Genomic DNA, 24450 nt, shown 5'->3' on the forward strand with positions numbered 1-24450 from the left:
CGCTCGGTTGAGAACCGCAAGACCGGGAGGGAGACCGACCGGTCCGGATGACCAGCCGAGCGGTTGCTCGCCACGCACGTGGAGGCTAGCGTCCTGGTCGTCGACTCAACTCGTCCGGACGCCGCCGCAATACGACCGGTGAAGTCCAAGCACGGCGAGCAGGTTTTGCCGGAAAGGAACCGTCTTGGCCTTCTTCCAGACGCCGCCGGAGCTGGGCAACCAGTTCCTCGATGACTGGGTGCTCCGCACCTATCTCGAGCGGACGCTCCCCGCGGAGGTGCGAGCCGAGATCGAGCCCGAGCTCCTCGAGATGGGCGAGCTCGCCGGCGGCGACCTGTTCCGGCTGTCACTCGCGGACCGCCTCTCGGAGCCCCGGTTGGTGCAGTGGGACCCTTGGGGCAATCGGATCGACCGAATCGAGCTGACGCCGCTCTGGAAGCGGGCGGCGCGAATCGCTGCCGAGCGCGGCCTGGTCGCCACGGCGTACGAGCGCAGGCACGGAGAGTGGTCGCGCATCCACCAGCAGGCGCTCGTCTATCTCTTCGAGCCGTCGACCGAGGTCTACACCTGTCCGCTCGCGATGACCGACGGTGCGGCGAAGACGCTCACGGTCCATCGGAACCAGGCGCTCCTCGATCGGGCGCTGCCGCGCCTCACCAGCCGCGATGCCGACCGGATGTGGACCTCGGGCCAGTGGATGACGGAGCGCACCGGCGGATCGGACGTGGCGATCTCCGAGACCCTCGCGAGGCGCTCGCCCGAGGGCTTCCGGCTCCATGGGACCAAATGGTTCACCTCGGCGACCACGTCGCAGATGGCGCTCGCCCTCGCGCGCCCGGAAGGGAATCCGCCCGGGGGCGCCGGCCTCGCGCTCTTTTCTATCTGGAGCAGCGGGACGAGAGCGGAGCCCTGAACGGAATCCGGATCAACCGCCTCAAGGAGAAGTTCGGCACGCGCATGCTCCCGACGGCGGAGCTGACCCTCGACGGAGCGCTCGCGATCCCCGTCGCGGGTCTCGACGACGGCATCAAGAAGATGGGCCCGATGCTGAACGTGACCCGGACCTGGAACGCGGTCTGCTCCGTCGCCGGGATGCGGCGGGCCATCGCGCTCTCGCTGGACTACGCCCGCAAGCGCGTCGTCTTCGGCGCGCCCCTGTCGGAGAAGGCGCTCCACGTCGATACCCTCGCAGGCCTCCAGGCGGAGCAGATGGGCGCGTTCCTCCTGGCCTTTCGGGTCGTCGAGCTCCTCGGCCGGGAGGAGGCCGGCGTGGCCGACGATCACGAGGTTCGGCTCGGGCGCCTGCTGACCCCGATCGCGAAGCTGACCACGGCGCGTCAGGCGGTCGCCACCGCGAGCGAGGCCCTCGAGAGCTTCGGCGGCGCGGGCTACGTGGAGGACACGGGCCTGCCGCGCCTGCTCCGCGACGCCCAGGTTCTCTCGATCTGGGAAGGAACGACCAACGTCCTCTCGCTGGACGTGTTGCGAGTATTGGGGCAGGGGAGTGGCGCCTTTCAGGCGTTCGAATCCGAAATCCGACATTGTCTCGAAAAGGCCGAATCGGCGGACGCCGCACGCGAGGCAAAGGTCGCCCTCGACGCCGTCGCCCACGCGGGGCGCTGGCTCGAAGCCGCTCTCGCCGAAGGGCGCGATGCCACCGAAGCGGGGGCGCGCCGCCTCGCGCTGACCCTGGGCAGGGCGATGGAGCTCGCGCGGCTCGTCGAGCACGGCGCGTGGCTCCTGGAGGCCAAGGGCGATCCCCGCGGAATCGCGGCGGCGCGGCGCGTCGCTCGCAACGGGGTAGACCTGATCGTCGACCTGCACGCGCTGGACGAGTCACGCGCGCTGGTCGGCGACGGGGCTCTCATCCGGAGCGGAGGAGATGCGCACGGCATGCACATCGCCCACGTTGAACGGCGGAGGTGATGGCGCGCGTTCCCGAGCGAGCGGCGCTCACGGAGAGGGCGGACGACGGAGATGAGGAGCCAATGTCGAGTCATATGCGTTTCCGCCCCTCGAGGGGCCCGGCACCATAGCCCCTCCGGCTGTTCGCGAAACCGTCGGTCGGATAGGTTCGAGGGTTCGTGGATCCGGGGGTGGCGATGCTGATGACCAAAAGTCGTTCAGCGGTACAGGGTGCGCTGGCGACGGCGAAAAGGTGGGCGGGAGCGCAGTACTGTACCGCGGCGGGTCGTGCCCGTCGGAACAAGGAGGAGCTCTATCGGGGGGCTGGGGGACTGCGGGTCCTGACATTCCACGAGACCGCCCCCGCCCACATGCGCGAGCTCGCGCGCATCGTCGACTGGTGCCGCAGGAACCTCGCCCTCGCGACCCCTGCCGACGCCGATGCATTGTTCCAGGGGGAATGGCCCTACGGTGCCGAGGAACGCGTCCTCCTGACGTTCGACGACGGCTTTGAGAGCAACTTCCAGGCCGCCGAGTGGCTGGCGAGAGAGGGTATCCGGGCGACGTTCTTCATCGTTCCCTCCCTGGTCGATCGGACCCTGGAGGAGTTCCTCGAGTTCCACGACAGGCGCGGCGTGCGCGCGTTCCCGATGCTCTCGCGTCACTGGCTGCGGGGGCTCTCGTCGACCCAGGTTCGTGAGATGATGTCGATGGGTCACCGGATTGGTGCGCACAACTATTCACATCGCGACCTGGGCTCGATGGTGGAGGGGGAAGACTTCGGGTACGAGATCCTGAATTCGCTCGACGCGGTATCCGAGCTCACGGGAGAGCCTTGTCTCGATTTCGCTACCTCGTTCGGGCAGCCCGAGAACGTATCGGACGAAGCGATCGACTTCTTGCAAGCCCATTGCCCCCGTGTGTATTCGTGTCATCGAGGGCTCAACGTCCCGGGCGTGACGCCTCGTTTCCTGCTTCGCCATGCCTGGGAAAGTCATCATCCCTTTTCCTTCACGAAGGCATGTCTGGACGGCAGCGTCGATCACGTCTTGATGGATCGGGCACGAGAGATGGTACGCCGGACAGGGCTGTTGGGTGAGCCCTCCACGATCATGGTTCCGTCGATTCCGGAGCTGGTCGCGGAAGCTGGCTGAGCGAACGGGAGCCTCAGGCGCTTGCCTCTGCATCCGCGAGAGGCAAGCGCACGCGGAAGGTCGAGCCCACGCCGACGTCGCTCTCGACCTCGATCTCTCCGTGGTGGGCGCGCACCAGGCGCAGCGCCACGGAGAGCCCGAGACCCACTCCGGGGATCCCTTCCTCGGCGGCCTTGCTGCGGCGGAACGCCTCGAAGACGGCGGCCCGATCCTCTTCCGGTATTCCCAGACCCCGATCCTCCACCTCGAGGATGGCCCAGCGGTCGGTGGTCATGAGCCGGACGTCGACCGGGCCTCCTTCGGGCGAGTACTTGATCGCGTTGGAGACGAGGTTGCCGAGCACCTGCGAGATTCTCGTGGCGTCGGCGGACACGCAGACCGGCCGATCCGGGACTGAGCAGCGGACCTCGTGGATCTCGGAGACCTCCTCGTAGAGGTCGCAGGTGTCCCGGACAACCTCGCGCAGGTCCGTCGTCGCGAAGTCGAGCTCGAAGCGTCCGGCCTCGATCCGGCTGACGTCGAGGAGGTCCTCCACGAGCCGGTTCATCCGATCGATCTGCCGCATCAGCCGCTCGGCTTGCCGCCGCTGGCCATCGGTCTCCGCCCGGCGCTCGGCGAGCTGCGCCGAGGTACGCAGGGCGGTCATCGGGTTCCGGAGGTCGTGGGCCACGCTCGCGAGGAAGGTGAGCTGGTGGTCCCGCTGGGCGGCGAGCCGGTCGAAGAGGCGGTTCACGTCGGCGCCGATCGCCTGGACCTCGATCGGGCCGGCCTCGGGAACCCGAATGCTCTGATCCCTCGCGTGTCCCTCCAGTCCATGGCGAAGGCGGACGATGGGGTAGTAGATCACGCGCCGAGCGAACAAGGTCACGAGCGCAAGGCTCAGGAAGACGACGAGGACCGTGAACGCGGCGAGGATGATGGCGATCCGACTCCAGGCCTCTGCATGGTCGAGAGTGGTGTCGGCATTCGCCTCGATGACGTCCAGATAGTTTTTGGCGTCGGCGTCCGCGACGAGAAAGTCCCGGCGGCGGGCGACTCCTTGCCCGGGAGGGGCATCCAGCACGTTGCGCCGAAGCGCCTCCACCGTGGCGTCGAGTCGGGCGAAGGCTTCTGCGGCCTCGGGACTCTTGGGGAGGCTGCGAGCGCGGTCCAGCTCCTCGACGAGCCGGGCCTCGGACTCGTCCGCGTCTTGCTTCCACCTCGGATCCCCCGTCTCCCTGAAGATCTGGTGCGATCGGCCGGCCCGGATGAGCTGGAATTCGATTTCCATTGCGGCTCGATCCCCGCCGATGGTCCGACGCAGGTTCGCGGATAGCTCCGCCAGCCAGACCACCGAGATCACGAGCGCGGCGGTCAGCAGGAGCGCCAGGCAGGAGAAGCCGGCCCCGAGGATCAGGTAGGCGTTTCGGAGGCTCGGCGATCGGCGCATGCGGCGTGAAGGTGGGTCGCCGCGCTGCCGGGAACCACCTTGCCTGGTCGAAAAGGCGCCCGAGATGCGTGCGCTCGGCCTCGGAAATAGGCGTCCCCTCCATCCGCGCTCGTCCGCCTGGACGCGATCGGGGCCCCCCGGTTAGCTTCCGCCCGCGATGAGCCGCAAACCCCTTCCGATTCCGCCGATCCCGTTGCTCCTGATCTCCGCCGCCAGCGTCCAAGGGGGCGCTGCCCTGGCCAAGGAGCTCTTTCCAGCCCTGGGGCCCGCAGGCGCCTCGGGCTTGCGGCTCCTCTTCGCGTCGGTTGTGCTGCTGGCGGTCTTCCGGCCCGCGCTCTGGCGATTGGGCCGGGCAGGGTGGAAGGCGGTGATCCCCTACGGCCTCGCCCTGGGCGGCATGAACCTCACCTTCTACGAGGCGCTCAACCGGATCCCTCTGGGCCTGGCGGTGACGCTCGAGTTCGTCGGGCCCCTAGGCGTGGCGCTCTTCGGCTCGCGCAGGGCCACGGACTTCCTCTGGGCGGCGCTCGCGGGCGTTGGGATCGTGCTGATCGCGCCCTGGCAGGCGACGGAGGGCTCCCTCGATCCGGTGGGGGTCGCGCTCGCGCTCGTCGCGGGCGGCTGCTGGGCGGTCTACATCGTCGCCGGCGGCCGTTTGTCCCGGCTGCTCTCGGAAGGTGAGAGCGTCACGGCGGGCATGCTGGTCGCGACCGCGGTGGTCTTGCCGTTCGCCCTGGCCGGAGGCACGGTGGCGAGGATGACTCCCGGGATCGCCGGCCTGGGCCTCGTCGTCGCGATCCTCTCGAGCGCGCTTCCCTACAGCCTGGAGATGTTTGCGCTCAAGGCGCTGCCAAGCCGCACCTTCGGCATCCTAATGAGCCTCGAGCCCTTGATCGCCACGCTGGTGGGCCTGGTCTTCCTCGGCGAGCAGCTGGAGCCGCAGCACTGGATCGCCATGGCCTGCATCAGCGGCGCGTCGGCCGGCGCGGCGCTCGCGGCGCGGCCGAAGGCGGAGCCTGCCGGGGCCTGATTCGGGACGCGGGGCCGTCCCGTGCATCCATGGCCCGCTCGCGCGAATTTGCGCAGCGTTGGCGGATGGCCTGGAAGACGGTCCGGGAGGGCTCTACGCTAGGTTGATGCCCGCGCTTCCATCCCAGCTTGCCGCCTACGAACCGCCCGGCTCGCTGGTCGCCGTGCTCCAGACCCTGCGCAACCATGGCCACGAGGCCTTCGTCGTGGGCGGCGCCGTTCGCGACCTTCTCTGTGGCATCGCCCCCAGCGAGCTCGATCTGGCCACGGACGCCCCGGCGGAGAGGGTCGCGGCGCTTTTTGCCCGCGTGATCCCCACGGGCATCGCTCACGGCACGGTGACGGTGCTCCACGACGGTGCCTCGTATGAGGTCACGACCTACCGGGGCGACGCGCCGGTGATCGAGGAGGATCTCGCCAGGCGCGACTTCACCGTGAACGCCATGGCCTTCGATCCGCTCGAGGGCCGTTTCCTCGACCTCCACGGCGGCCGGGCGGACCTCTCCAATCGGCTGATCCGGGCAGTGGGCGAGGCCCACGACCGGTTCGGCGATGATCCGCTGCGGGTGATGCGCGCCTGCCGGTTCGCGAGCCGCATGGGCTTCCGGATCGAGCGGAAGACCCGCCGCGCGATCCCGGCGCACCTCCAGGCCTTCAAAAAGGTGGCGCCGGAGCGGATCCGGGACGAGCTCTCGAAGCTCCTGGTCGGCGACCATCCCCGCTATGGGATGGAGCTCCTCCGCCGCACCGGCCTCCTGGCCTTGATCCTCCCGGAGCTCCTCGAGGGCCTCGGCATGAGGCAGAACCGCTGGCACAGATACGACGTGTATCATCATGTGCTCCACGCGGTGAACGAGGCCGACCCGAAGCTGGCGGTCCGGCTCGCGACGCTCCTCCACGACGTCGACAAGCCGACCACGGCGGCCCCTTCCGCGAAGGTCGAAGGCGAGACCACCTTCTACAGCCACGAGGTCAGTGGGGCGGATCGCGCCCGGGCGATCTGCGAGAGGCTGCGCTTCTCCAACCGGCTCTCGGCGAAGGTCTCGCTGCTCGTCCGCGAGCACCAGTTCGTCTACTCCGAGGCATGGAGCGACGGCGCCGTGCGGCGGATGCTCGCGAGGGTAGGCGAGGAGAACTTCGACGACCTGATCGCCGTTCGGAAGGCGGACCTGCTCGGCAGGGCCGTCGCCGTCGAAGAAGGCCTCGACAACCTCCGCGCCCTCGAAGACCGGGTCCGCGGGCTGCTCGCCTCCCGCCCGGCGCTCACCACCCGCGATCTGGCCATCGGCGGCCGCGATGTGATCGAGGCGCTATCGATCCCGCCGTCTCCCGTCATTGGGGCCGCTCTCGACCACCTTCTCAACGAGGTGATCGAGAGCCCGGAGCGGAACACGCGGGAGGAGCTCCAGGCGATCCTCGCATCTTGGTGGAAGGACCATCGGCCGGAAGGCTGATGGTGAGTGGCTGCCCGGTCAGAGGTTTTCCACAGATCCCCGATGCCGAATCGGGGTCGAAGGCCGCGTTCCACGCCGTTTCCCGGCGGATTCGGCAATTTTCGAAATTCCCCAGCCGTGGAAAAGCTGTGGGCAATTCGCAGGCTCGAAGGTATTGAGGTCGCCGATGCGAGTCGTCGTGGCCATGTCGGGCGGGGTCGATTCATCCGCGGCTGCCGCGCTCCTGCACGAGCAGGGGCACGAGGTGATCGGGGTCTCCCTGCGGCTCAGCCGCTCGGATCGGCCCAGCGCGCCCGGTCGCTGCTGCTCGCCCGACGACCTCGACGACGCCAGGTCGGTCGCGGAGACCCTCGGGATCCCGTTCTACGTCTTCGAGGCCACCGAGCTCTTCGACCGCACGGTGGTGCGGCCCTTCGTCGCCTCCTATCTGGACGGCGAGACGCCGATCCCCTGCACCGCGTGCAACCGCGAGGTGAAGTTCGGCCACCTGCTGGCGAAGGCCCGCTCCCTCGGCGCCCGCCTCGCCACCGGCCACTACGCGCGGATCGAAGGGGAGGGGCCGCGAAGGCTCCTCCGAGGCGTGGATGCGGCCCGGGATCAGAGCTACTTCCTCTACGATCTCGGCCAGGACGAGCTGAACGACCTCGTCTTCCCGGTCGGCGGACTCACCAAGGCGCAGACCCGGGACATTGCGCGGCGCGCCGGTCTCCGCACTGCCGACAAGCCCGAGTCCCAGGACATCTGCTTCATCCCCGACGGCGACACCGCCGGCTTCGTGGAGCGCGGCGCTGCCAAGCTCGGCCGCTCGCTGGCGCCCGGGCCGATCGTCACCCGCGATGGCGAGATCATCGGCGAGCACGACGGCCTCCACGCCTACACGGTTGGGCAGCGAAAGGGCCTGCCGTCCGCCGCCCTGGGTCCCGCGGGCCACAAGCTCCCGATCTACGTTAGCGAGCTGCGGCCGGCCTCGAACGAGATCGTCGTCGGCCCGGCTGCCGAACTGGAGAAGACCACCTTCCGGGTGGCAAAGGCAGCCTGGATCGCGGGCCACCCCCCTGCGGAAGACGAGACGCTCACGGTGCGTGTGAGACATCGTCATACCGGGAGCGCTTGCACCGTCCGCGCCTCGGGTGAGGGCTTCGTCGTCCACGCCCTCGAGCCGATCCGCTCTCCCGCCCCAGGCCAGTCGGCGGTGCTTTACCGCGGCGACGAGGTCGTGGGCGGCGGCGCGATCGAGCGGTCGTAGAGCGCGGCCGGTCGAGGCTGAAACGCCCGTGCGCTTCGCGTATCGAACGCCCGAGCCGCCGGGGCGCCGAACGGCTTGACCCGGCCCGCTTCGGCTGGCTATCTGAACGCAAATTTCCGGTCCCGATGGACCCATGGAGTGACGTGATGGCGGACAAGCGCGAAGTGGTGATCGTCGGTGCGGCGCGCACGCCGATTGGTGCGTTCCTCGGCTCGCTTTCGTCGATGACGGCGCCGAAGCTCGGCGCGGTGGCGATCAAGGCGGCCTTGGAGCGCGCGGGCGTGAAGCCCGAGTCGGTCGGGCACGTGATCATGGGCAACGTCCTCCAGGCGGGCGTCGGCCAGGCCCCCGCTCGCCAGGCCGCCATCTTCGCCGGGATCCCGGAGCTGACCCCCGCAGTGACGCTGAACAAGGTCTGCGGCTCGGGCCTCGAGGCGGTGGTGCAGGGCGCTCGCGCGATCATGCTCGGCGACGCCGAGGTGGTGGTCGCCGGCGGCATGGAGTCGATGTCGAACGCGCCGTACCTCTCCTACACGGAGCGCACGGGCGCCCGGATGGGCGACGTCAAGCTCGTCGACGCGATGATCAAGGACGGCCTCTGGGACGTGTACGGCGACTTCCACATGGGCATCGCCGCCGAGGTCTGCGCCAAGACCCAGGACATCCCGCGGGCGGCCCAGGACGAGTACGCCATCGAGTCGACCCGCCGCGCAGTGGAGGCCCAGAAGTCGGGCGCCTTCAACGCCGAGATCGTCCCGGTCGAGGTGAAGGGCAAGCGCGGCGACGTCACGGTGGTGAGTGAGGACGAGGGCCCGAAGGGCGCGCGCCCCGACAAGATCCCCACGCTGAAGCCGGTGTTCCAGAAGGACGGCACGGTCACCGCCGCCAACGCCTCGTCGATCAACGACGGCGCCGCGGCGGTGGTCCTGATGTCGAAGGAGCGCGCCGAGAAGGAAGGCCGCACGATCCTCGGCAAGATCGTGTCCTACGGCCACGCCGCCCGTAAGCCCGAGGAGTTCACGATCGCGCCGGCGGACTCGATCCGCAACGCGCTCGACCGGGCCAAGCTGAAGACCACGGACATCGACCTCTACGAGATCAACGAGGCCTTCGCGGTGGTGTCCATCGCGAACAACCAGATCCTCGGCCTCGACAGCTCGAACGTGAACGTCCGCGGCGGCGCCGTCTGCCTGGGCCACCCCATCGGCTCGTCCGGCACCCGCGTCCTGGTCACGCTGCTCTACGCCATGAAGGACATGGACAAGAAGCGCGGCCTCGCGAGCCTCTGCATCGGCGGCGGCGAGGGCATCGCCCTCATCGTCGAGCGCTGAGCTAGGTCGACGCGCCTGCGCAGGGGGCCTTCGAGGCCCCCATGCCTGCTATCCTGGATCGCTCCCGACAGCGGGAGCGGTCATCCCCATTCGGATCCTCCGAGGAGGCGAGTTTTCGTGAACAAGATCTACGAGAGCGCCGACACCGCCGTCGCCGACATGCGCGACGGGATCACCCTGATGTCGGGCGGCTTCGGTCTGTGCGGCAACCCCGAGAACCTGATCGAGGCGATCCACCGCAAGGGCGTGAAGGGGATCTCGATCATCTCCAACAACTGCGGCACCACCGACCTGGGCCTCGGGATCCTGCTGCAGTCCAAGCAGATCCGGAAGATGACGGCCTCGTACGTGGGCGAGAACAAGGAGTTCGAGCGGCAGTACCTCTCGGGTGAGCTCGAGGTGGAGCTGAACCCGCAGGGCACCCTCGCCGAGCGGATCCGCGCCGGCGGCGCCGGGATCGGCGGCTTCTACACGCCGACGGGCGTGGGGACCAAGATCGCGGAGGGCAAGGAGACCCGCGTAATCGACGGCCGCGAGTACCTCCTGGAGATGCCGCTGAAGGCGGACTTCGCCATCGTGCGCGCCTGGAAGGCAGACAAGTGGGGCAACCTCGTCTTCCGCAAGACCGCGCGCAACTTCAGCCCGATGATGTGCAAGGCGGCCGAGGTGACGATCGTGGAGGCGGAGGAGATCGTGGAGGTCGGCCAGCTCTCGCCTGACGAGATCCACGTCCCGTCCATCTACGTCCATCGGATCATCCAGGGCCACGGCTACCAGAAGTGGATCGAGCGCCGCACCACGCGGCCCCGTGCCTGACCATTTACCGGGCGCGGGACCCGCGACCCTCGAAGGTGCAAGATGCCTCTGACCCGAGAGCAGATCGCCCAGCGCGTGGCCAAGGAGCTGAAGGACGGGTTCTACGTGAACCTCGGAATCGGCATGCCGACGCTGGTCGCCAACTACGTTCCCCAGGGGATCGAGGTGATCCTCCAGTCCGAGAACGGGATGCTGGGCATCGGCCCGTATCCGTATCCGGGCGAGGAGGACCCCGACCTCATCAACGCCGGCAAGGAGACGATCACCGAGATCCCCGGCACCGCCTACTTCGACTCGTCCGAGTCGTTCGCGATGATCCGCGGCGGGCACATCGACCTCGCCATCCTGGGCGCGATGGAGGTCTCCGAGAACGGTGACCTCGCGAACTGGATGATCCCCGGCAAGATGGTCAAGGGGATGGGCGGCGCGATGGACCTCGTCTCCGGCGCGAAGCGCGTGATCGTCACCATGGAGCACGTCTCCAGGGACGGGAAGTCCAAGGTCCTGAAGGAGTGCGGGCTCCCGATCACCGGCAAGCGCTGCGTGAACACCATCGTCACCGACCACGCGCTCTTCGACGTCACGCCCGACGGCCTGCTGCTGAGGGAGCTGGCGGACGGCCTGACGGTGGACGACGTGAAGCGGATCACGGAGGCGAAGATGATCGTCGCCCCCGAGATCAAGCCGATGGTGCGGTAGGCGACCTCGCCGGCGTTCGACGGCCGAGGCCCGCTTTTTTGAAGTGGGCGTCGGCCCGGCCCGGCGGGATGGGCCCGGATCGCTCCGGGCGTTCTGGAATTCATGGCCGCGCCTCCGACGATCCGAATCGAGTCCATCGCCCACGGGGGCGACGGCGTCGGCACCCTCGAGTCGGGGAAGCGGATCTTCGTCCCGCTGACGGCGCCCGGCGATCTCGTCGACGTGCAGCTCGTCTCCGACGGCGCGCAGCATGCGCGTGGGACGATCTCGCGCGTCGTCGAGGCGGGCGCGAATCGCGTGGAGCCGCGATGCGCCCATGCCGCGGCGTGCGGCGGGTGCCAGCTCCAGCAGCTCTCGGGGGAGGCTCAGCTCCGCGCCAAGGAGCAGGCGTTCTACGAGGCGCTCGCGCGGTTGGGTGACTGCCCCCGCGACGCCATCGAGGACGCGCGGCCGATCGTCGCTTCGCCGCTGGCGTTTCGCTATCGCATCCGCTGCAGGCTCAACTTCTCGAAGGGGGAGCTGGGTCACCTTCGACGTGGCACCCACGAGCTGGAAGCCCTTCGCGAGTGCCACCTCCTCGTTCCGGAGCTCGAGGCCCTGGCGCTACGAGTCGCGGCGCACCTCCGCGCGAGACCGATCAAACATCTCTCGGCGGTGGAGATCTGCGTAGGCGAAGACGGCTCCGGCGCCGCCGCGCTGGAGCCCACGACCGAAGCGCCTCCGTCGTGGGGCGAGCGGGCAGGGGAGCTCCTCTCGATCGAGGGCCTTCGGGGTGTGGTGGTGCTTCCCGCGGCGGGCGCGCCGGTGGGGGAAGGCGTCCGCCTCCTGGTGCGCGGCGACCGTCGCCGAGGATCGGCGGAGATCCGCGGGTCGCGAGACCGGCGCCGCTCGCGCCCGGAGTTCAGCTCCTCGGGCGCCCGGACGTCTTCGCGCAGGCGAACGCCTCGGCGAACGAGCGATTGGTCGCCACCGCCGTGGAGGGTCTCGGGATCGAGCCTGGAGACGAGCTCCTCGAGCTCTTCTGTGGCGCGGGCAATTTCACGTTCGCGATGGCCACTCGCGGTGCGAAGGTCACGGCGGTGGAGTCCGAAGGCGTCTCCCTCGACCTGGCGCGCGTTTCCGCGGAAACGTTCTTGCGCCGGAGTGGCGCCGCCCGCGTTTCTGCGGAAACGCCGGAAACCGGAATTGAAGGCGCTGCCCGCGTTTCCGCGGAAGCGTCCCCCGGCGCGATCCGCTTCATCGCCGGCGATGCGACCCGGGTGACGGAGGGCTTCGCGAGGGAAGGGCGCCGCTTCGACCTGGTGCTGCTCGACCCGCCCCGCGCCGGCGCAAAGGGCCTCGCTTCCGCGCTCGCTCGCCTCGAGCCGCGGCGAATCGCGTACGTGAGCTGCGACCCTGCGACCCTGGCCCGGGATCTCCGGGACTTGCGCGGCGTGGGCTACCGGCCGATCCTCAGCTGCCCGGTCGACATGTTCCCCCAGACCTTTCACGTGGAGGGTGTCGTCATCCTCGAGCGCCAGAGGAGCTGACCTCTAAGTGGAAGCCCGCATCGTAGAGCTCGCAGAGCTCCTCCGTCAGAACGGCATCCGGGTCTCGCCCGCCGAGGTCACCGACGCCTCCGTGGCACTGAGCCTCACCGGCGTCTCCGAGCGCGAGACCGTCCGCGGCGCGCTGAAGGCCACGCTTCTCAAGCGTGCCGCGGATCACGACCTCTTCGACCGCCTCTTCGATCTCTACTTCTCCGGCCTCCAGGGCGTCCTCGACGGCCTCGAGACCAGCATCCTCCGCCGAATCGAGGAGGAGGGCGTCCTCGAGGGCGACGAGCTCGAGATGCTCCTCTACACCCTGCGTGACATGGGCCAGCGCCTCTCGCCCCTCACCCAGGCGATGCTCGACGGCGACGCGGGCCAGATGGCGAAGCTCCTCCGCGGCTCGGCGCTCCAGCTCGACTTCGGAGAGCTCGCGAGCCCACTCCAGGCCGGCTTCTACGCCAGGCGCCTCGCCACCGGCGCCGGCACCTCCCAGGCGCGGGGCGACCTCGACGAGCTCGCCGATCGCCTGAAGGCCAAGGGCATCGATCCCGCCAAGGTGGAGCTCGTCGGTCGCCGGCTCTCTGAGCGCCTGCGCGAGGTGGAGGCCGCGGCGCGGCGGTACGTAGAGCAGGAGATCAGGGCCCGCGGCTCCAAGAACAAGCAGAAGGAGGGCGCCCTAGCGGGCCGCGCCTTCTCGGAGCTCTCCCGCGAGGAGCTCGACCGGACCCAACTCGCCGTCCGCCGCCTCGCCGAGAAGCTCAAGAGCCGTTTGGTGAGGCGCCAGCGCGAGAAGCGACGGGGCGCGCTCAACGTCCAGCGCACCCTCCGCAAAAACATGGGCCTGGGCGGCGTGCCGGCGCAGCTCGTCTTCCGTAACCGCCGCCCTCAGCGCCCCGACGTGGTCGTGCTCTGCGACGTCTCGGACTCGGTGCGCAACGTATCGCGGCTGATGCTCCTCTTCGTCCACACGCTGCAGGCGCGCTTCGCCAAGGTGCGCTCCTTCGCCTTCGTCTCCGACGTGGGCGAGATCACGCAGCACTTCAAGGAGGTCGACGCCTCGAGGGCCGTCGACCTCGCCGTGGCCGGCCAGTCGATCAACGTCTACGCCAACTCCAACTACGGCCGCGCCTTCATGCTCTTCGCGGGGGCGCACCTGGGCGCCGTCACCCGCCGCACCACCGTCCTCGTCATCGGCGACGGCCGCAACAACTACAACGCGCCCAACGTCTGGGCACTCAAGGAGCTCAAGCGGAGGGCGCGTCGGGTGATCTGGATCTGCCCGGAGGATCGGCCCTCGTGGGGCTTCGGCGACTCCGAGATGGCCCTCTACGAGAAGGCGGTCGACCAAGTCGTGGTTGTCCAGAACCTGGGCGGCCTCGAGGCCGCCGCCGAGCAAATCGTCTCAGGCTAGGCGAGGCGCGCGGCAGAGCTCCGCGCGCTCGGCCTCACCTGCACTCCGCCCTCACACCGTCCCTCGCGTGTGCGAGACCGAGGACGGCCCGGCACTCCGCGTCATTCTGGCAGCCCGCGAAGACGCATTCGCCGCGGTCGCAGACCTCGAAGCCGCCACCGCACTCGTAGCTCGTGGAGCAGCCGATGCGGCAGACCTTGTCGCGGCAGGTGGCTCGGCCGTCCCCGAACAGGAAGATGCACTCCCGATCGGTGGAGCATCCGGTCTGAACGCAGCTCCCGTCCACGCAGGCCTGGAGAAGGAGGCACTGAGCATCGTTCGTGCAGGGCGCCTCGCATCGTCCGGCCGCGCACCGCTCGCCCTGGCCGCAGTCGCCGTGTGCGCGACACTCCACGCAACGACCGGTCTCACAGAAAGGCCTTCCCGGCCGGTTGCACTGCTCGTCTGCATCGCAATCCGAGCTGCGGTGGACGCAAAGGCCGTCCTCGCAAGCGGCGTTGCACTCGCACACATCGTGAAACCACTGGCACTCCATCGGATCGGCGTCGCAGGCCTCCTTGATCCGAGGGCAGAAAGGATCGGGGACGAAATCCTTGCAGCAGTCAGCTTGCGCCGCGCACTCGACTCGGTAGCACTCCTTGCCCGTTGGGGTGAGGCCGAGTCCGCTCGGAATGCACGTACCTCGAACGCACACGAGATTGGATGCGCAGTCGTTTCGCGCCTGGCAGTCCTCGCCGATTTCACCGCGGTGGAACTCGACCTGCGTGTCTTTCACACATCCTGCGGCAAGTGCACACATGAGCGCAGATAGAATTAGGATCCTCATTGTGTTTCCCCGTGTTCTGGATGGTTGCGCCGCGTGCATAGCATCAACCGCCCGCACGGATCCAATTCTCTCTTCCAACACGGACCGAAAGAAATGCGCTCGCCTCGGCCCTCCCGCTGCTGCTCCTTGCCGTCTGCTCCGCTCCCTCCGCGCCGCCTGCTGCGAAGGCACGGACCGATGCGCCGGTCTCCCTCGAGGTGTTCACGGATTAGGGGACCCAGTCTCGATCGAGCTCCTCGGCTCAGCTCGCGATCGAAGCCTTCCTCTTCCAGAGGCGGAGCAGGAGATGGTCCAGACTGATCTTCCCTGGACCCGTGAAGATGAGCCACAGGAACGAGAGCGCGTAGAGCGGCTCATCCAGCTCGACGAAATCGTCTAGGCTCGTGACTTGCTTCATTTTCACGGCGACGATCGCCACGACCATGTTGATGATCATGGGAATCGACACGATCCGGGTGAGAAGCCCAAGCACGATGAGAGCGCCTCCGATGAGCTCGGTGTAACCGGAGATTGTCGCGCTGAACGCCGGCGCGGGAACGCCCCAATCGGCGAAGCGCTTGGCCATCGCGCCCAGGTTCTGGACCTTGCCCAGACCAGTCTCGACGAAGAAGTAGCCGACGAAGAGTCGGACAAGGAGCGCGGGCACCCAGGCCGACCGTTGGAGAGATGACGAGATGGATTCAGTCTTCTGAAGCGCAGAGTTGAGCATCGTCACGGCCTCGCTGTCTCTTCTTCGGGCTCGCAGATCCATCCTTCGGCAAACCAGCTCCCGATCGCGCGAAACGCCGCCTCGACGGGATCGCCCCGGTCCTCGAAGGCCGCGCAGACGACCTCGAGAGGCTCGCCAGCGCTGGCGAGAGCGAGCGCCTTGGCCTCGTCGGCCTGGACTTGGACGTGAAAGACCTCGAGCTCCCTTCGCCAGACCACGGCGAAGGAGGGCGCTCGATGCGCCGCCGGCACGGGGTGACCGTCCTCGAGCTGTTGCCAAACGTCGAGCACGTCGGAATCGAAGCGGAGCAACCGCAGGGCCGGGACGAGCTCCAGCGACGCGCAAGAGAAGTCCCCGGCTGCCGCCATCTCACGGAGCATCGACGGGGAGGCCGTCGGCACAGCCGCCTCTTCGAACACCTCGGCGCGCGCCCATTCGAGGGCGGCGAGATCGCTGAGGTCCGGTCGCGAGCCGGGATGCTCCTTCAGATACTGGGGAAGACGTCGACCGAGCTGCGAGAGCGAGTGATGTACCGACGGATGGACGTGAACGAATGCTTTTCCGAGCGTGTAGAACGCCTCGTCGCCCAGGAGCACGGCCAATTTGGGAAAGTCCTCACGCAGGACGTCGATCTGCCGCCACAGGTACATGTTGGCGTAGATCTCCATCCGGCTCGCGGCATCAAGCGCGGGCGTGCCAACGAAGGCGCCGCTCGGGTCACGTTTCCCCCGCCGCGTGGCGCTGGCCCAGAACAGCTCCTGGAGCTCGACGAGCCTCATCTTCCTTCCTCCCGAGAACCGACGCTTCGACCGCAGCCGCCTTCTGGCTCTCCGCCAAAAGAACGTCGAGATCCGGGATCCGGTCGTCCCACTCGATCAGGGTCGGCACTTTGCCGATGCGTTGCACCGCGAACGCGTAGAGCTCCCAGACCTCGGGTGCCACATGGCCGTCATGCGAGTCCAGGACGTACGTGCCCTTGTCGGTGTGTCCGGCGAGATGAATCTGGAGCACACGGGAGGCAGGCAAGGCCGCGATGTACTCAGCTGGATCGAAGCCGTGATTGCGGCTGCTGACGTAGACGTTGTTCACATCGAGCAGAATTCCGCAGTCGGCGCGTTCGGCGATCTGCGTGAGGAACACCTGCTCGGGCATGGTCGAAGCCCGGTAGGCCACGTAGGATGAGACGTTCTCGAGCAAGATCTGCCGGCCGAGGATCTCCTGCACCATGCTGACGCGCGAGACCACGTGCTCAAGCGCCTCGTTCGTGTAGGGGAGGGGCCACAGGTCGTGCGCGTAGCGGCCCCCGTGCCGACCCCAGCACAAGTGGTCCGATACGAGAGCCGGTTCGATCCGGCGGATGAGATCCTTCAGCTCCGCCAGGTATCGAACGTCCAGGCCCTCCGCAGCGCCGATGGACAGCGACACACCGTGGAGCGACACGGGCATGTCCCGGCGCACCTTCTCCAGGACCGCGAGCGGCCTTCCTCCGCGTATCATGAAGTTCTCGCTGACGGCCTCGATCCAGTCGAGTCGCGGTCGCCCTTCGAAGAACTGGCCGAAGTGCTTCGGACGAAGTCCGACCCCGTGTCCAAGCTCCTGGCGCGTAATGGACATGGTGAGTTGGCGTCCTACGCCCGCGCAGGACGCCACATCCTCTACTTCGCGACGGTGCCGCCCTTGTCGGCGCACGCCTTCGCGTCCTGCTCCATCGTGAAGCTCTGGCCCTTGCAGTTGTTCTGGCCTTTGCAGTCGTGTTGCGCGCTCTTGCAGTTGCCCTTGCCCTTGCAGTCGTTCGTCCCGTTGCATTTGACCGACTTGGATGCCGATTTGTCGGTCTTTCCTTCCGCATAGGCGGCCCCACCAGCGAACATCACCGCCAGGGCACCTGCGATCGCCGCGCCCTTCAAAGGCCCCATCTGCATCTCGTGCTCCCCCTTCTTGGTCCGCCCCCATGGCGGAACCCGTTCAGCACCTGCCAACTCGTCTGAGGTCTGTAAGCTGCGGCACACAGAGCGAGCCTCAGGTCGGAAACATGCGAGTGAGGATTCGGGAGGGCAACGTGCCCGAAAGGGGAAGGAAGAGGCGGACGACAGCAAGGTGCTCGGCACCACGGGAAGGGTCCTGCACGTCCACGGCGGGCACCGTTTCGTGTAGCGGGAGTGCCCACTTGCCTCGCACCTCCTCCTGACCTGCCCCCAAAAGAACGGGCCTATCTGCAGCGTGAGCCCAGCGGTGTAGGATGGGTTCTTGCAGAAGGGGTCTGCCGAGCTGGGGGGTACGTCATGCGACGGTTGGTCGAGACGGTGGTTCTCGCGGTTGCAGTCAGCGGTTGCAGCAGTCCGACGTCCACGCTCCCGCCTGAACCCGTGCACGAGGTCTTCCTCTATCCGGGCGACCTCATCACGAATTTCAAGGATGAGGCGCCTGGGCTCGTTCTCCATGCCTCGGAAGCGGATTTCGACGAGGAATCAATCGCCTCGGCCATCGAAGAGTTGGCGGCTAACCTAGCGATTTACGAGTGGCCGAGCTTGAGGCAGCTCGATACCGCCGTCGAGCTCGTGCCGGGCCAGTACGACCAGGACCGGCTGCTGCATCTCCGTCTCATTGATGGCGCCTTGACGGACGGTTGGTACGCGATCGGCGTACGGGAGGTGCCGAGACCATTCTACTGGGGCGACCCGTCCGAGGTCGTGGAGCTCACAGATGGTCTGCGGGGCTCTCGCTTTCGTGTCGGGTCGGAGCCGTTCCTGCGGAGTGTTGCTCTCTGCGGAGGGGAGGCCGACGGCGGGGTTGCCTATTCATTCTTGAGTATCGAGTTCAGTGAGGCCGTCGTGTCTTCCGAGCCCGCGGCGGCCTTCGTCGAGGTGACTCAGCGGGGGGATCGGCTCTCCTGTGAGGGCTTCGAGCAACCTGGCCAGGACGGCCCCGTCGTCTACGTCTTCTGCCCGGTCGTCTCGCGTGGCACTCCTGTGACGGTTCAGGTTGCTGGGACTCTGGTCTCAGCCGAGGGCGTGCCGGTTCCGCCCGTCGACTTCACCATCGTTCCAAACAGGGAATCGGTGGGACCGGGCAACTGCCAGACCGTCTGGATCAAGGACAAGACCTGGTAGTGCGCCTCCCTGGTCCCGGGTCGAAATCGACCCTCCCGCGGATGGGGACGATTGGGTCTCTTGAGGAGCCGCGGGTTGGGGCCAGTCCCGGATATTGAGCGCGACGGGTAGAACCTCGGCCGTCTTGCCCTGGGCCTCGTCGAGCTTGCGCGCGTCGGGCCGCTCGACGATCCCAGCAAGCGCGCCTCGCGGGTGACTCAGGACGGTGTTCCGAGCGACCCCCAGCTCGGCAGCCATCGCCTTCGCACCCGAGACGAGCTCCCGCATCTGCGGCAGCCGCCGGTGGGCGAGAGCAGACAGGGCTTTGATGGCGACCCCGGCTCCTCGCCTCCAAGAAGCGAGGGAGGAGGCGATCGAGTCCTCGTCCGGTCGCTCAGCCTGCCCGTGGACAGCGCCTTGGTGCCCGCCCGCTGGCCATCCTTTCCGGGGTGGAGGTCGCCTACTACATTTTCAACAGTTCGCGGGACATCCCCCAACCGAGCCCGAACGAGGCGATGATGAAGACGGTCTTGATCACGGGAGCTGGGAGTGGTTTTGGACATGAAGTAGCAATTCGACTTGCCCTCAAGGGCTTCGATGTGATCGCTGCGGTCGAGATATACGCCCAGGTTCAGACGATGAAGCGCGAAGCGGCGACACGCGGGGTCACGTTACGTGTCGAGAAACTCGATATCACAAACGAGGGCGACCGAACGAAGGCACTCGCGTGGAACGTCGAGATCCTGGTGAACAACGCCGGGGTTCTGGAGGGAGGATCCGTTCTTGATGTCCCTGGCTCGAACATGCGCCACGAATTCGAGGTCAACGTGATCGGGCCCTTGCTGTTGACGCAAGGGATCGCCAAGCAGATGGTAAAGCGCGGTAAGGGTCGAATCGTGTGGGTGTCGTCTCGAGAAGGCCTGAACGTGAACCCATTCACGGGGATCTATTCAGCATCGAAGCATGCAGTCGAAGCCATCGCGGAGACGATGAGCTTGGAACTGCAAGAATTTGGCATCGAGGTTGCGACCATCAATCCGGGGCCCTTCCTCACAGGTTTCAACGATCGCGGATTCGAGACCTGGAAGAGTTGGGACGACGATCCATCCGATCGACTGTTCGATTACTCCAAACTGGCCTTTCCACGCGCTCAATTCGATCCCGAACCAGTTTACGCCACGATGACGAAGGTCGCGGCGGGCGAAATCGACACCTATCGGAACCTCGAGCCCAAGTCGATGACCGAGGAAACGAAGCACCTCATTGAGGCCCCATGGAACAAGAAGGTGAGAGACGGCCTCGGCACGCGACCAGCAAGTCTACAGAAGTCCTATGAGATGAAGCCCGAGACGCCTGTGGCAAGGTGACCGACGCCTGACCGGATTTGCCAGAGCGGGCTTGGAGCCATGAGGGGCACGTTGCCAAGCCCGCAGACAGCGAGCAGCAGGCCAGACGGTTCCTCGACAGCGCCCTCGGCGGGGGGACGATGCGGCTGACGCGGTCGAGGCTCAAAGCTCGTTCCATAGAGCTGCACCCGATTCCGCGTCGGGTCGCCCTACCGACCCGATGGCCGATTGGCCATGCGGATTGGCACCAACAGCCCGGTAGGCTGCTTCCGTTTGACCCGCAAGCCCTCGGGCCGTAGGGTGCCGCGCGATGGAACGCAAGGTCTTCGTCCGGATTTTTCTTGAGGACCGATGGGACCTCGCGCCCGCGATGAGTCGTAGAGGTCGGGACGGCGTGCGGCCGTGGACGCGCGCATTTGGGCTAGAGGACTAACCGAGCCAGAATGGGGACCGCCGCAGGCGGGGGCCTTTGTGCCTCACCCTGGGGGGCGGCAGGTCCTTCGCAGGGTAGGGGCTCCTCGATTCCCGAGAAACCCCAGGTGCCCCCGGCGCACGGGGGGGAACCGCACGCAGGACCCGCGATATGGGCGCTCGAAAATCTCGCCCAAAATTCTGGGGGCCTCTCTCATCGGGAGGGATTCCGGTTAGCTGCCCCTCCGAACAACGACCTCAACTCCTTTGCCGCCCGCTAGCTTGATGAGGTCGGAAGCGACGGTGTGAATCCCAACTGCGCCGTCGCGCTCGGAGTCCCGAGAATCGCGTTCCGGTGGCGTCCTCACAAACGATAGGTTCGCCATGTCCATGCGCACCTCGTTCTGCTTGTCTTCGGGCAGGGGAGCCAGGAAGGGTTCCAACGCCGCGAGTTTGAGTGCGAGCTCCTCGTCGGCCCTCGCTCGCTTCTGCTCACGCGCTCCCTGCCGTCCCGCATACGCAGCGAGTAGGCCAAAAGTTATTGTGACGAGCGCTCGTGCAGCGACGGAAGGCCATGTGAACTCGGCGTGGAAGTAGCCGAAGAAGTTGAAGTACGACGCGGACGCGAATACGACCAAGAGGACTAGCGATCCAACCGTGGTCCCTTGCCACCTGCGTGCTGCTTTCGTCGCCGCTGTTGTGGCCTTCTGGTACCCGGCTGTTACGCCGAGAGTTCCGATGACGCCCACCAGCTTCTCGACGGCGTCCTTCTGCTTGTTCATCTCGGATTGGAGCTTCTCTGCCGCCGCGACAAACTCTTGTCTCAAGCTCCTCAAGAGGTCGTCTCGCTGTTGCTCGGCTTCGGTCCGTAGCTCGGCAAGCGCCTTCAGTTCCGCCTCCCTCTTGGTGCGGGATTCGACGTCCTCGGCCTCTACAGCCGATTTTCGAGTCGCCTGCTCGTTAGCGAAGGCCGTCCGGTGCTCCGCTTCCACCGTGGCAAATCGTTCCGTTTGCGAGGAAGCGAGCGCGGCAAGGTTCGCCTTCTGCGTCTCAACCTCCTGACGGTGTGCAGCCAACTCCTCCTCGAACTTGCCAGCGTCATCGCGCGCCCCAAGGAACTTCGGACGCAGTTCCGCAATGGCATCGGACGCCACTTGCCGCAAATGATCGACCGCATCCTTCGCCGCCAGAAACTCCTCGGTAGATCCGGGGAGCGCGATCCCCGCCAGAGAAGTAAGGGCTTGATCGAAGTAGTTGTTGGCGTGGTCGAGGTCGGCGGCGCTTCTGGTGCTGGCGTACGCTAGAACGTGCCCTTTCGCGTAGTTGATCGCGTCCGCGACCCCGCTCAGGGGACCAGGAAGAAGAAAGTACGAATCGACGCCGGCTAGGCGCTTGCCTATTGAGGCATGGAGCGCCCTCACACGGTTGATTGCGAAGATGTCGGCTGCGTCTGAGTTGGACGTTCTCGCCTGTCCCTCTGCTTGATCTAGAACTGGTCCAAAAGAAGCGAGCGCCTCCCAAACCGGTAGCTCTTTGCCGCGAACAACCCATTTGTCCATTGCGGGTTTACCCCCCTTCGTTGCTGAACAGGATGAACGCAGTGCCCACCCCCAAACCCATCCTAGCCCGCCGACAGGGCTGTTGGGTTTTGGGTGGCCTGTTCCGGCGCCGCTAAGGAGTCGGCGACGCTGGAAGCGCTCCTAGACCTAGTTCGCAGCAGTGAACTGGCTTCCCCAGACCCTTCGGGCACAGCTGTCCCGGTGTTGGCCAGAGGTCGCTAGAGAGGCGACTATTGCCCATAGCGGCCTCGGTCAAGCCCGGAGAGGTGCAGGGCCTCGGGTCCCCACGGCGGCCACCGAAAAGCGCCAACGGGCTTGCGGGATGCGTGCCGGAAGGTGCCCAAGCTCGGCTTGCTACCCTTACTTACGCTTGGCCAACTCCAACTTAGGGGCGAGTTCGTCGTCTTCATCCATGACCAAGTCTTCCGAATCCCAGAAGAGGTACACGTTGAGCCGCGCTGGATGATCGTGCTTCTTCTCGTAGTCCCGGTGAAACTCGGCCGTGGCGTTCTTCAGCATTGTCGAAAGCTTCTTCATCGCGTCGAAAACGTCGCGATTCGCCTGGGTCCCTTTCGTCGGCGAGGCCACCCAAATTCGCTCAAAACTAGCACTGTAGGTGTATGTGGTTTCGAGCATGCCCCGCAGTTCTGCGTCGATTGCCGCACTCTCCAAGTGGCCCTCAAGCACCAAGTCATGCCCGTTGGCGTCGTGCCGGAACGCGTAGCGGACCACATCAGGCAACTCGGCGAGCCGCTCGCGCAGGGCCCCGACGAGGAGCGCGAACTCTTTCTTGTCCGACTCCAAGGTGCGCTTGGGTGATGGTGCGGCGGGGGTTGACGTGTTTCCGGAGGACTTCGTGGCCTGCTCGGGCGTGGCGCCCCTCGCCAAATGCGCATCCAGCCCTTTTTCGAACTTGGTGAGAGCGGCCGAGAACGTGTTGAAGCCGTTGCGCTTCAGCCAATCCCCCCCACAACCATCCGGGCCAAACCTGTCGTAGAGCTCGCCCAGGTCTTTCGTGCTTGCGAGCGAGAGGCACTGGATCCCGGCTAGGACTCCCGAGAGTTTTTCGAACTCCAGCGGAGGCACGATGACGGGAACCAGTCGTCCCTCCATCGCCCAGGCCGCTCCGAGCTCGGCTACGGCGAACGGCCTCTCCATGTACCTCGGCGTAACTAGGCAGACTACGACGCCGGCATCAACGAGAGCTGACCTAATGGCGGGATTGAAGTTGGCACCACTGGGAACGGGCGAGGTTTCCGCCGAGGTGTTGAAGATCTCCGTCGCGGGAATGCCGAGCCCCCGTACGAGCAGCGTGTCGACGAAGTAGTTGACCAGCTCAGCGTCATCGCCCGCGTGACTAACGAAGACGTGTCGCGAGGGCGGGGTCATCTGCGGCTGGCGGTTCATTGCACCGGGCTGAGTCATGGGGAGATTGTACTAGCTCGCGCCTGAATCGACGGCATCAAAGAAGCTGCACCACCGAGCCTCTCGCCGGGCACTCGCGGCCATGCCAAGATGACCCCGAGAGAGTCACAGAGGTCCTGCCTCTCCGGGTCATTCGGCTCCCGCTCGGTGACGAGATGGGCCAGAACGGACACGCCCGGTCGCGTCAGACGCTGCCTGTAACGAAGAACCTTGCCGAGCCCAAGCCGGAGCTGGCGCTCCTCGTTCTCGGCGGTCAGCGATTTCACTTCGGCGACGCAGAGAGTCTCTTCGGCACGCCACAGCAGGTCGTAGGAGGGATCGTCCTTGGTCGGCGACGGCGGAGTGTAGCCACGAGAGGCCACTAGGTCCGCCAAGAGGCTCTGCGTCTTGGCGTGCCCCCTGTGGCCCCGCTCGATCGCCGCTGGGTCAATGGGGAAAGGGTCGATCTCCGGGACCGCCACAGCTTCGTCGGCGCGGAAGTACTCGCGGCCCGGCTCCGAAGGCTCGACCGAGGCAAGAGCTGGAGCCGGCAACGGCCGCTTCGCTTGCCCCTGCATAGCCGCGGTGCTGAGCTTGGGGAACGCTGCAACAACCTCTGCAGGCATCTTGAACAAGTAGCCCTGCCCGCAGCGCACCCCATCACTCCGAACCTGGAACGGAAGGTAGAGGTTCACCTTGGCGTGCTTGGCTTTCACCTCGCTGTAAGCCGCCCTCAGTGCATCAACGTTCGCCCGCAGTTCGTCCAGGTGAAGCGGGTCAGGGAGTTCAAAGGCGCCGTGCAGTCCACAGAAGAATCCCGGCCGTGCGAAGGGGGCTTCCGCCCGACTCGCGGTTCCGCGTGCACCCCACACTGCCGCGGCTTCCCAGTGTCCGCCCTGGGCTACCGACCACGATTCGATCCGGTTGCGCTCAGTCGAGTAGTGGAAAACCGCGTCGCCCTCCTCGACCTCGCGCACGAGGGAGTAGCTCCAGTACGACCTTTCGCCCTTGCGGGTTTGAGGAGCGTGGAGGTCCGAGCCAATGTCGGAGCGGGCGGTCGCCTCCATCCAGAATCGCTGCGCAGGGTCAGCCACCCACCA

The 24450-nt window shown here is 66.6% G+C and carries 22 protein-coding genes and 1 pseudogene; 14 read left to right on the plus strand and 9 right to left on the minus strand.

Features of this window, described 5'->3' with window-relative positions; all coding sequences use genetic code 11:
* Positions 1–184 precede the first annotated feature (184 nt).
* From AKJ08_RS20740 to AKJ08_RS05895, 3 genes are all read left to right on the plus strand, one after another.
* On the plus strand, positions 185–913 hold the full coding sequence (locus tag AKJ08_RS20740) for an acyl-CoA dehydrogenase family protein (protein ID WP_338062183.1): 729 nt from the start codon (positions 185–187) through the stop codon (positions 911–913).
* A gap of 44 nt (positions 914–957) precedes the next feature.
* Positions 958–1926 carry an acyl-CoA dehydrogenase family protein gene (locus AKJ08_RS20745; RefSeq protein ID WP_338062184.1) on the plus strand — a complete coding sequence of 323 codons (969 nt, stop codon included), beginning with the start codon at positions 958–960 and terminating at the stop codon, positions 1924–1926.
* A gap of 176 nt (positions 1927–2102) precedes the next feature.
* Complete coding sequence (locus AKJ08_RS05895) at positions 2103–3059, plus strand: polysaccharide deacetylase family protein (protein ID WP_240475486.1); 957 nt, start codon at positions 2103–2105, stop codon at positions 3057–3059.
* A 13-nt stretch (positions 3060–3072) separates the two neighbouring features.
* On the opposite strand, the gene AKJ08_RS05900 is transcribed toward AKJ08_RS05895, so the two are convergent.
* Positions 3073–4488 carry a sensor histidine kinase gene (locus AKJ08_RS05900; RefSeq protein WP_050725211.1) on the minus strand — a complete coding sequence of 472 codons (1416 nt, stop codon included), beginning with the start codon at positions 4486–4488 and terminating at the stop codon, positions 3073–3075.
* A gap of 157 nt (positions 4489–4645) precedes the next feature.
* Between AKJ08_RS05900 and AKJ08_RS05905 the strand changes: the two genes are divergently transcribed.
* The 9 genes and pseudogenes from AKJ08_RS05905 (at position 4646) to AKJ08_RS05945 (ending at position 14006) form a co-directional block, all read left to right on the plus strand.
* Complete coding sequence (locus tag AKJ08_RS05905; protein WP_050725212.1) at positions 4646–5518, plus strand: EamA family transporter; 873 nt, start codon at positions 4646–4648, stop codon at positions 5516–5518.
* Positions 5519–5624: 106 nt separating this feature from the next.
* Entirely contained in the window at positions 5625–6971 is a 1347-nt protein-coding gene (locus AKJ08_RS05910) for a CCA tRNA nucleotidyltransferase (RefSeq protein ID WP_050725213.1), read from the plus strand.
* 166 nt (positions 6972–7137) lie between these two features.
* On the plus strand, positions 7138–8217 hold the full coding sequence (gene mnmA, locus AKJ08_RS05915; protein ID WP_050725214.1) for a tRNA 2-thiouridine(34) synthase MnmA: 1080 nt from the start codon (positions 7138–7140) through the stop codon (positions 8215–8217).
* A 146-nt stretch (positions 8218–8363) separates the two neighbouring features.
* Positions 8364–9548, plus strand: a complete 1185-nt coding sequence (locus AKJ08_RS05920) for an acetyl-CoA C-acetyltransferase (protein WP_050725215.1) — start codon at positions 8364–8366, stop codon at positions 9546–9548.
* A 117-nt stretch (positions 9549–9665) separates the two neighbouring features.
* Positions 9666–10364, plus strand: coding sequence for a CoA transferase subunit A (locus AKJ08_RS05925; protein WP_050725216.1), 699 nt, complete (start codon positions 9666–9668; stop codon positions 10362–10364).
* 42 nt (positions 10365–10406) lie between these two features.
* A complete protein-coding gene (locus AKJ08_RS05930) occupies positions 10407–11063 on the plus strand; it encodes a CoA transferase subunit B (protein WP_050725217.1) in 657 nt (218 codons plus the stop codon).
* 102 nt (positions 11064–11165) lie between these two features.
* A pseudogene (locus tag AKJ08_RS20750) lies at positions 11166–11315 on the plus strand (TRAM domain-containing protein); the annotation flags it as partial.
* A gap of 722 nt (positions 11316–12037) precedes the next feature.
* Positions 12038–12592: a class I SAM-dependent RNA methyltransferase gene (locus AKJ08_RS19710; protein WP_240475487.1), complete on the plus strand. Its 555-nt coding sequence runs from the start codon at positions 12038–12040 to the stop codon at positions 12590–12592.
* A gap of 7 nt (positions 12593–12599) precedes the next feature.
* Positions 12600–14006, plus strand: a complete 1407-nt coding sequence (locus AKJ08_RS05945) for a VWA domain-containing protein (RefSeq protein ID WP_050725220.1) — start codon at positions 12600–12602, stop codon at positions 14004–14006.
* 34 nt (positions 14007–14040) lie between these two features.
* On the opposite strand, the gene AKJ08_RS19140 is transcribed toward AKJ08_RS05945, so the two are convergent.
* The 5 genes from AKJ08_RS19140 to bufA2 all read right to left on the minus strand — a co-directional run bounded on the left by AKJ08_RS19140 (position 14041) and on the right by bufA2 (position 17463).
* A complete protein-coding gene (locus AKJ08_RS19140) occupies positions 14041–14400 on the minus strand; it encodes a hypothetical protein (protein WP_157370515.1) in 360 nt (119 codons plus the stop codon).
* Positions 14401–15073: 673 nt separating this feature from the next.
* Positions 15074–15478, minus strand: a complete 405-nt coding sequence (locus AKJ08_RS05955) for a DoxX family protein (protein ID WP_205624776.1) — start codon at positions 15476–15478, stop codon at positions 15074–15076.
* A gap of 65 nt (positions 15479–15543) precedes the next feature.
* Positions 15544–16320 carry an HvfC/BufC N-terminal domain-containing protein gene (locus tag AKJ08_RS05960; RefSeq protein ID WP_050725223.1) on the minus strand — a complete coding sequence of 259 codons (777 nt, stop codon included), beginning with the start codon at positions 16318–16320 and terminating at the stop codon, positions 15544–15546.
* The gene (gene bufB, locus AKJ08_RS05965; RefSeq protein WP_082342791.1) at positions 16259–17155 is read right to left on the minus strand and encodes an MNIO family bufferin maturase; all 897 of its coding nucleotides are present in this window, start codon (positions 17153–17155) and stop codon (positions 16259–16261) included. Before bufB ends, AKJ08_RS05960 begins: the two co-directional genes overlap by 62 nt.
* Positions 17156–17196: 41 nt before the next feature.
* Complete coding sequence (bufA2, locus tag AKJ08_RS05970) at positions 17197–17463, minus strand: BufA2 family periplasmic bufferin-type metallophore (RefSeq protein ID WP_157370516.1); 267 nt, start codon at positions 17461–17463, stop codon at positions 17197–17199.
* Positions 17464–17823: 360 nt separating this feature from the next.
* Here bufA2 and AKJ08_RS05975 point away from each other — a divergent pair, with 360 nt between their 5' ends.
* Together AKJ08_RS05975 and AKJ08_RS05980 are read left to right on the plus strand one after the other, a co-directional pair.
* Complete coding sequence (locus AKJ08_RS05975; protein ID WP_050725225.1) at positions 17824–18651, plus strand: hypothetical protein; 828 nt, start codon at positions 17824–17826, stop codon at positions 18649–18651.
* A 494-nt stretch (positions 18652–19145) separates the two neighbouring features.
* The gene (locus AKJ08_RS05980; RefSeq protein WP_050725226.1) at positions 19146–19997 is read left to right on the plus strand and encodes an SDR family oxidoreductase; all 852 of its coding nucleotides are present in this window, start codon (positions 19146–19148) and stop codon (positions 19995–19997) included.
* 623 nt (positions 19998–20620) lie between these two features.
* On the opposite strand, the gene AKJ08_RS05985 is transcribed toward AKJ08_RS05980, so the two are convergent.
* The 3 genes from AKJ08_RS05985 to AKJ08_RS05995 all read right to left on the minus strand — a co-directional run bounded on the left by AKJ08_RS05985 (position 20621) and on the right by AKJ08_RS05995 (position 24417).
* Positions 20621–21946 carry a hypothetical protein gene (locus AKJ08_RS05985; protein WP_157370517.1) on the minus strand — a complete coding sequence of 442 codons (1326 nt, stop codon included), beginning with the start codon at positions 21944–21946 and terminating at the stop codon, positions 20621–20623.
* Between the two features lie 360 nt (positions 21947–22306).
* Positions 22307–23371 (minus strand): toll/interleukin-1 receptor domain-containing protein, encoded by a 1065-nt coding sequence (locus tag AKJ08_RS05990; RefSeq protein WP_050725228.1) that lies wholly within the window; start codon positions 23369–23371, stop codon positions 22307–22309.
* On the minus strand, positions 23368–24417 hold the full coding sequence (locus AKJ08_RS05995; protein WP_050725229.1) for a hypothetical protein: 1050 nt from the start codon (positions 24415–24417) through the stop codon (positions 23368–23370). The genes AKJ08_RS05990 and AKJ08_RS05995 overlap by 4 nt, the downstream gene beginning before the upstream one ends.
* Positions 24418–24450: the final 33 nt, after the last annotated feature.

Origin of the sequence: Vulgatibacter incomptus, from assembly GCF_001263175.1 — a bacterium.
GTDB classification, from domain to species: domain Bacteria; phylum Myxococcota; class Myxococcia; order Myxococcales; family Vulgatibacteraceae; genus Vulgatibacter; species Vulgatibacter incomptus.

Excerpts from the sequence above, each read along its gene's own strand:
- AKJ08_RS20745 (WP_338062184.1), top strand. The coding sequence starts at position 958 with ATGCTCCCGACGGCGGAGCTGACCCTCGACGGAGCGCTCGCGATCCCC.
- AKJ08_RS05895 (WP_240475486.1), top strand. The coding sequence starts at position 2,103 with ATGCTGATGACCAAAAGTCGTTCAGCGGTACAGGGTGCGCTGGCGACG.
- AKJ08_RS05900 (WP_050725211.1), bottom strand. The coding sequence starts at position 4,488 with ATGCGCCGATCGCCGAGCCTCCGAAACGCCTACCTGATCCTCGGGGCC.
- AKJ08_RS05905 (WP_050725212.1), top strand. The coding sequence starts at position 4,646 with ATGAGCCGCAAACCCCTTCCGATTCCGCCGATCCCGTTGCTCCTGATC.
- AKJ08_RS05910 (WP_050725213.1), top strand. The coding sequence starts at position 5,625 with ATGCCCGCGCTTCCATCCCAGCTTGCCGCCTACGAACCGCCCGGCTCG.
- mnmA (WP_050725214.1), top strand. The coding sequence starts at position 7,138 with ATGCGAGTCGTCGTGGCCATGTCGGGCGGGGTCGATTCATCCGCGGCT.
- AKJ08_RS05920 (WP_050725215.1), top strand. The coding sequence starts at position 8,364 with ATGGCGGACAAGCGCGAAGTGGTGATCGTCGGTGCGGCGCGCACGCCG.
- AKJ08_RS05930 (WP_050725217.1), top strand. The coding sequence starts at position 10,407 with ATGCCTCTGACCCGAGAGCAGATCGCCCAGCGCGTGGCCAAGGAGCTG.
- AKJ08_RS05960 (WP_050725223.1), bottom strand. The coding sequence starts at position 16,320 with ATGAGGCTCGTCGAGCTCCAGGAGCTGTTCTGGGCCAGCGCCACGCGG.
- bufB (WP_082342791.1), bottom strand. The coding sequence starts at position 17,155 with ATGTCCATTACGCGCCAGGAGCTTGGACACGGGGTCGGACTTCGTCCG.
- bufA2 (WP_157370516.1), bottom strand. The coding sequence starts at position 17,463 with ATGCAGATGGGGCCTTTGAAGGGCGCGGCGATCGCAGGTGCCCTGGCG.
- AKJ08_RS05975 (WP_050725225.1), top strand. The coding sequence starts at position 17,824 with ATGCGACGGTTGGTCGAGACGGTGGTTCTCGCGGTTGCAGTCAGCGGT.
- AKJ08_RS05980 (WP_050725226.1), top strand. The coding sequence starts at position 19,146 with ATGATGAAGACGGTCTTGATCACGGGAGCTGGGAGTGGTTTTGGACAT.
- AKJ08_RS05985 (WP_157370517.1), bottom strand. The coding sequence starts at position 21,946 with ATGGACAAATGGGTTGTTCGCGGCAAAGAGCTACCGGTTTGGGAGGCG.
- AKJ08_RS05990 (WP_050725228.1), bottom strand. The coding sequence starts at position 23,371 with ATGACTCAGCCCGGTGCAATGAACCGCCAGCCGCAGATGACCCCGCCC.
- AKJ08_RS05995 (WP_050725229.1), bottom strand. The coding sequence starts at position 24,417 with ATGGAGGCGACCGCCCGCTCCGACATTGGCTCGGACCTCCACGCTCCT.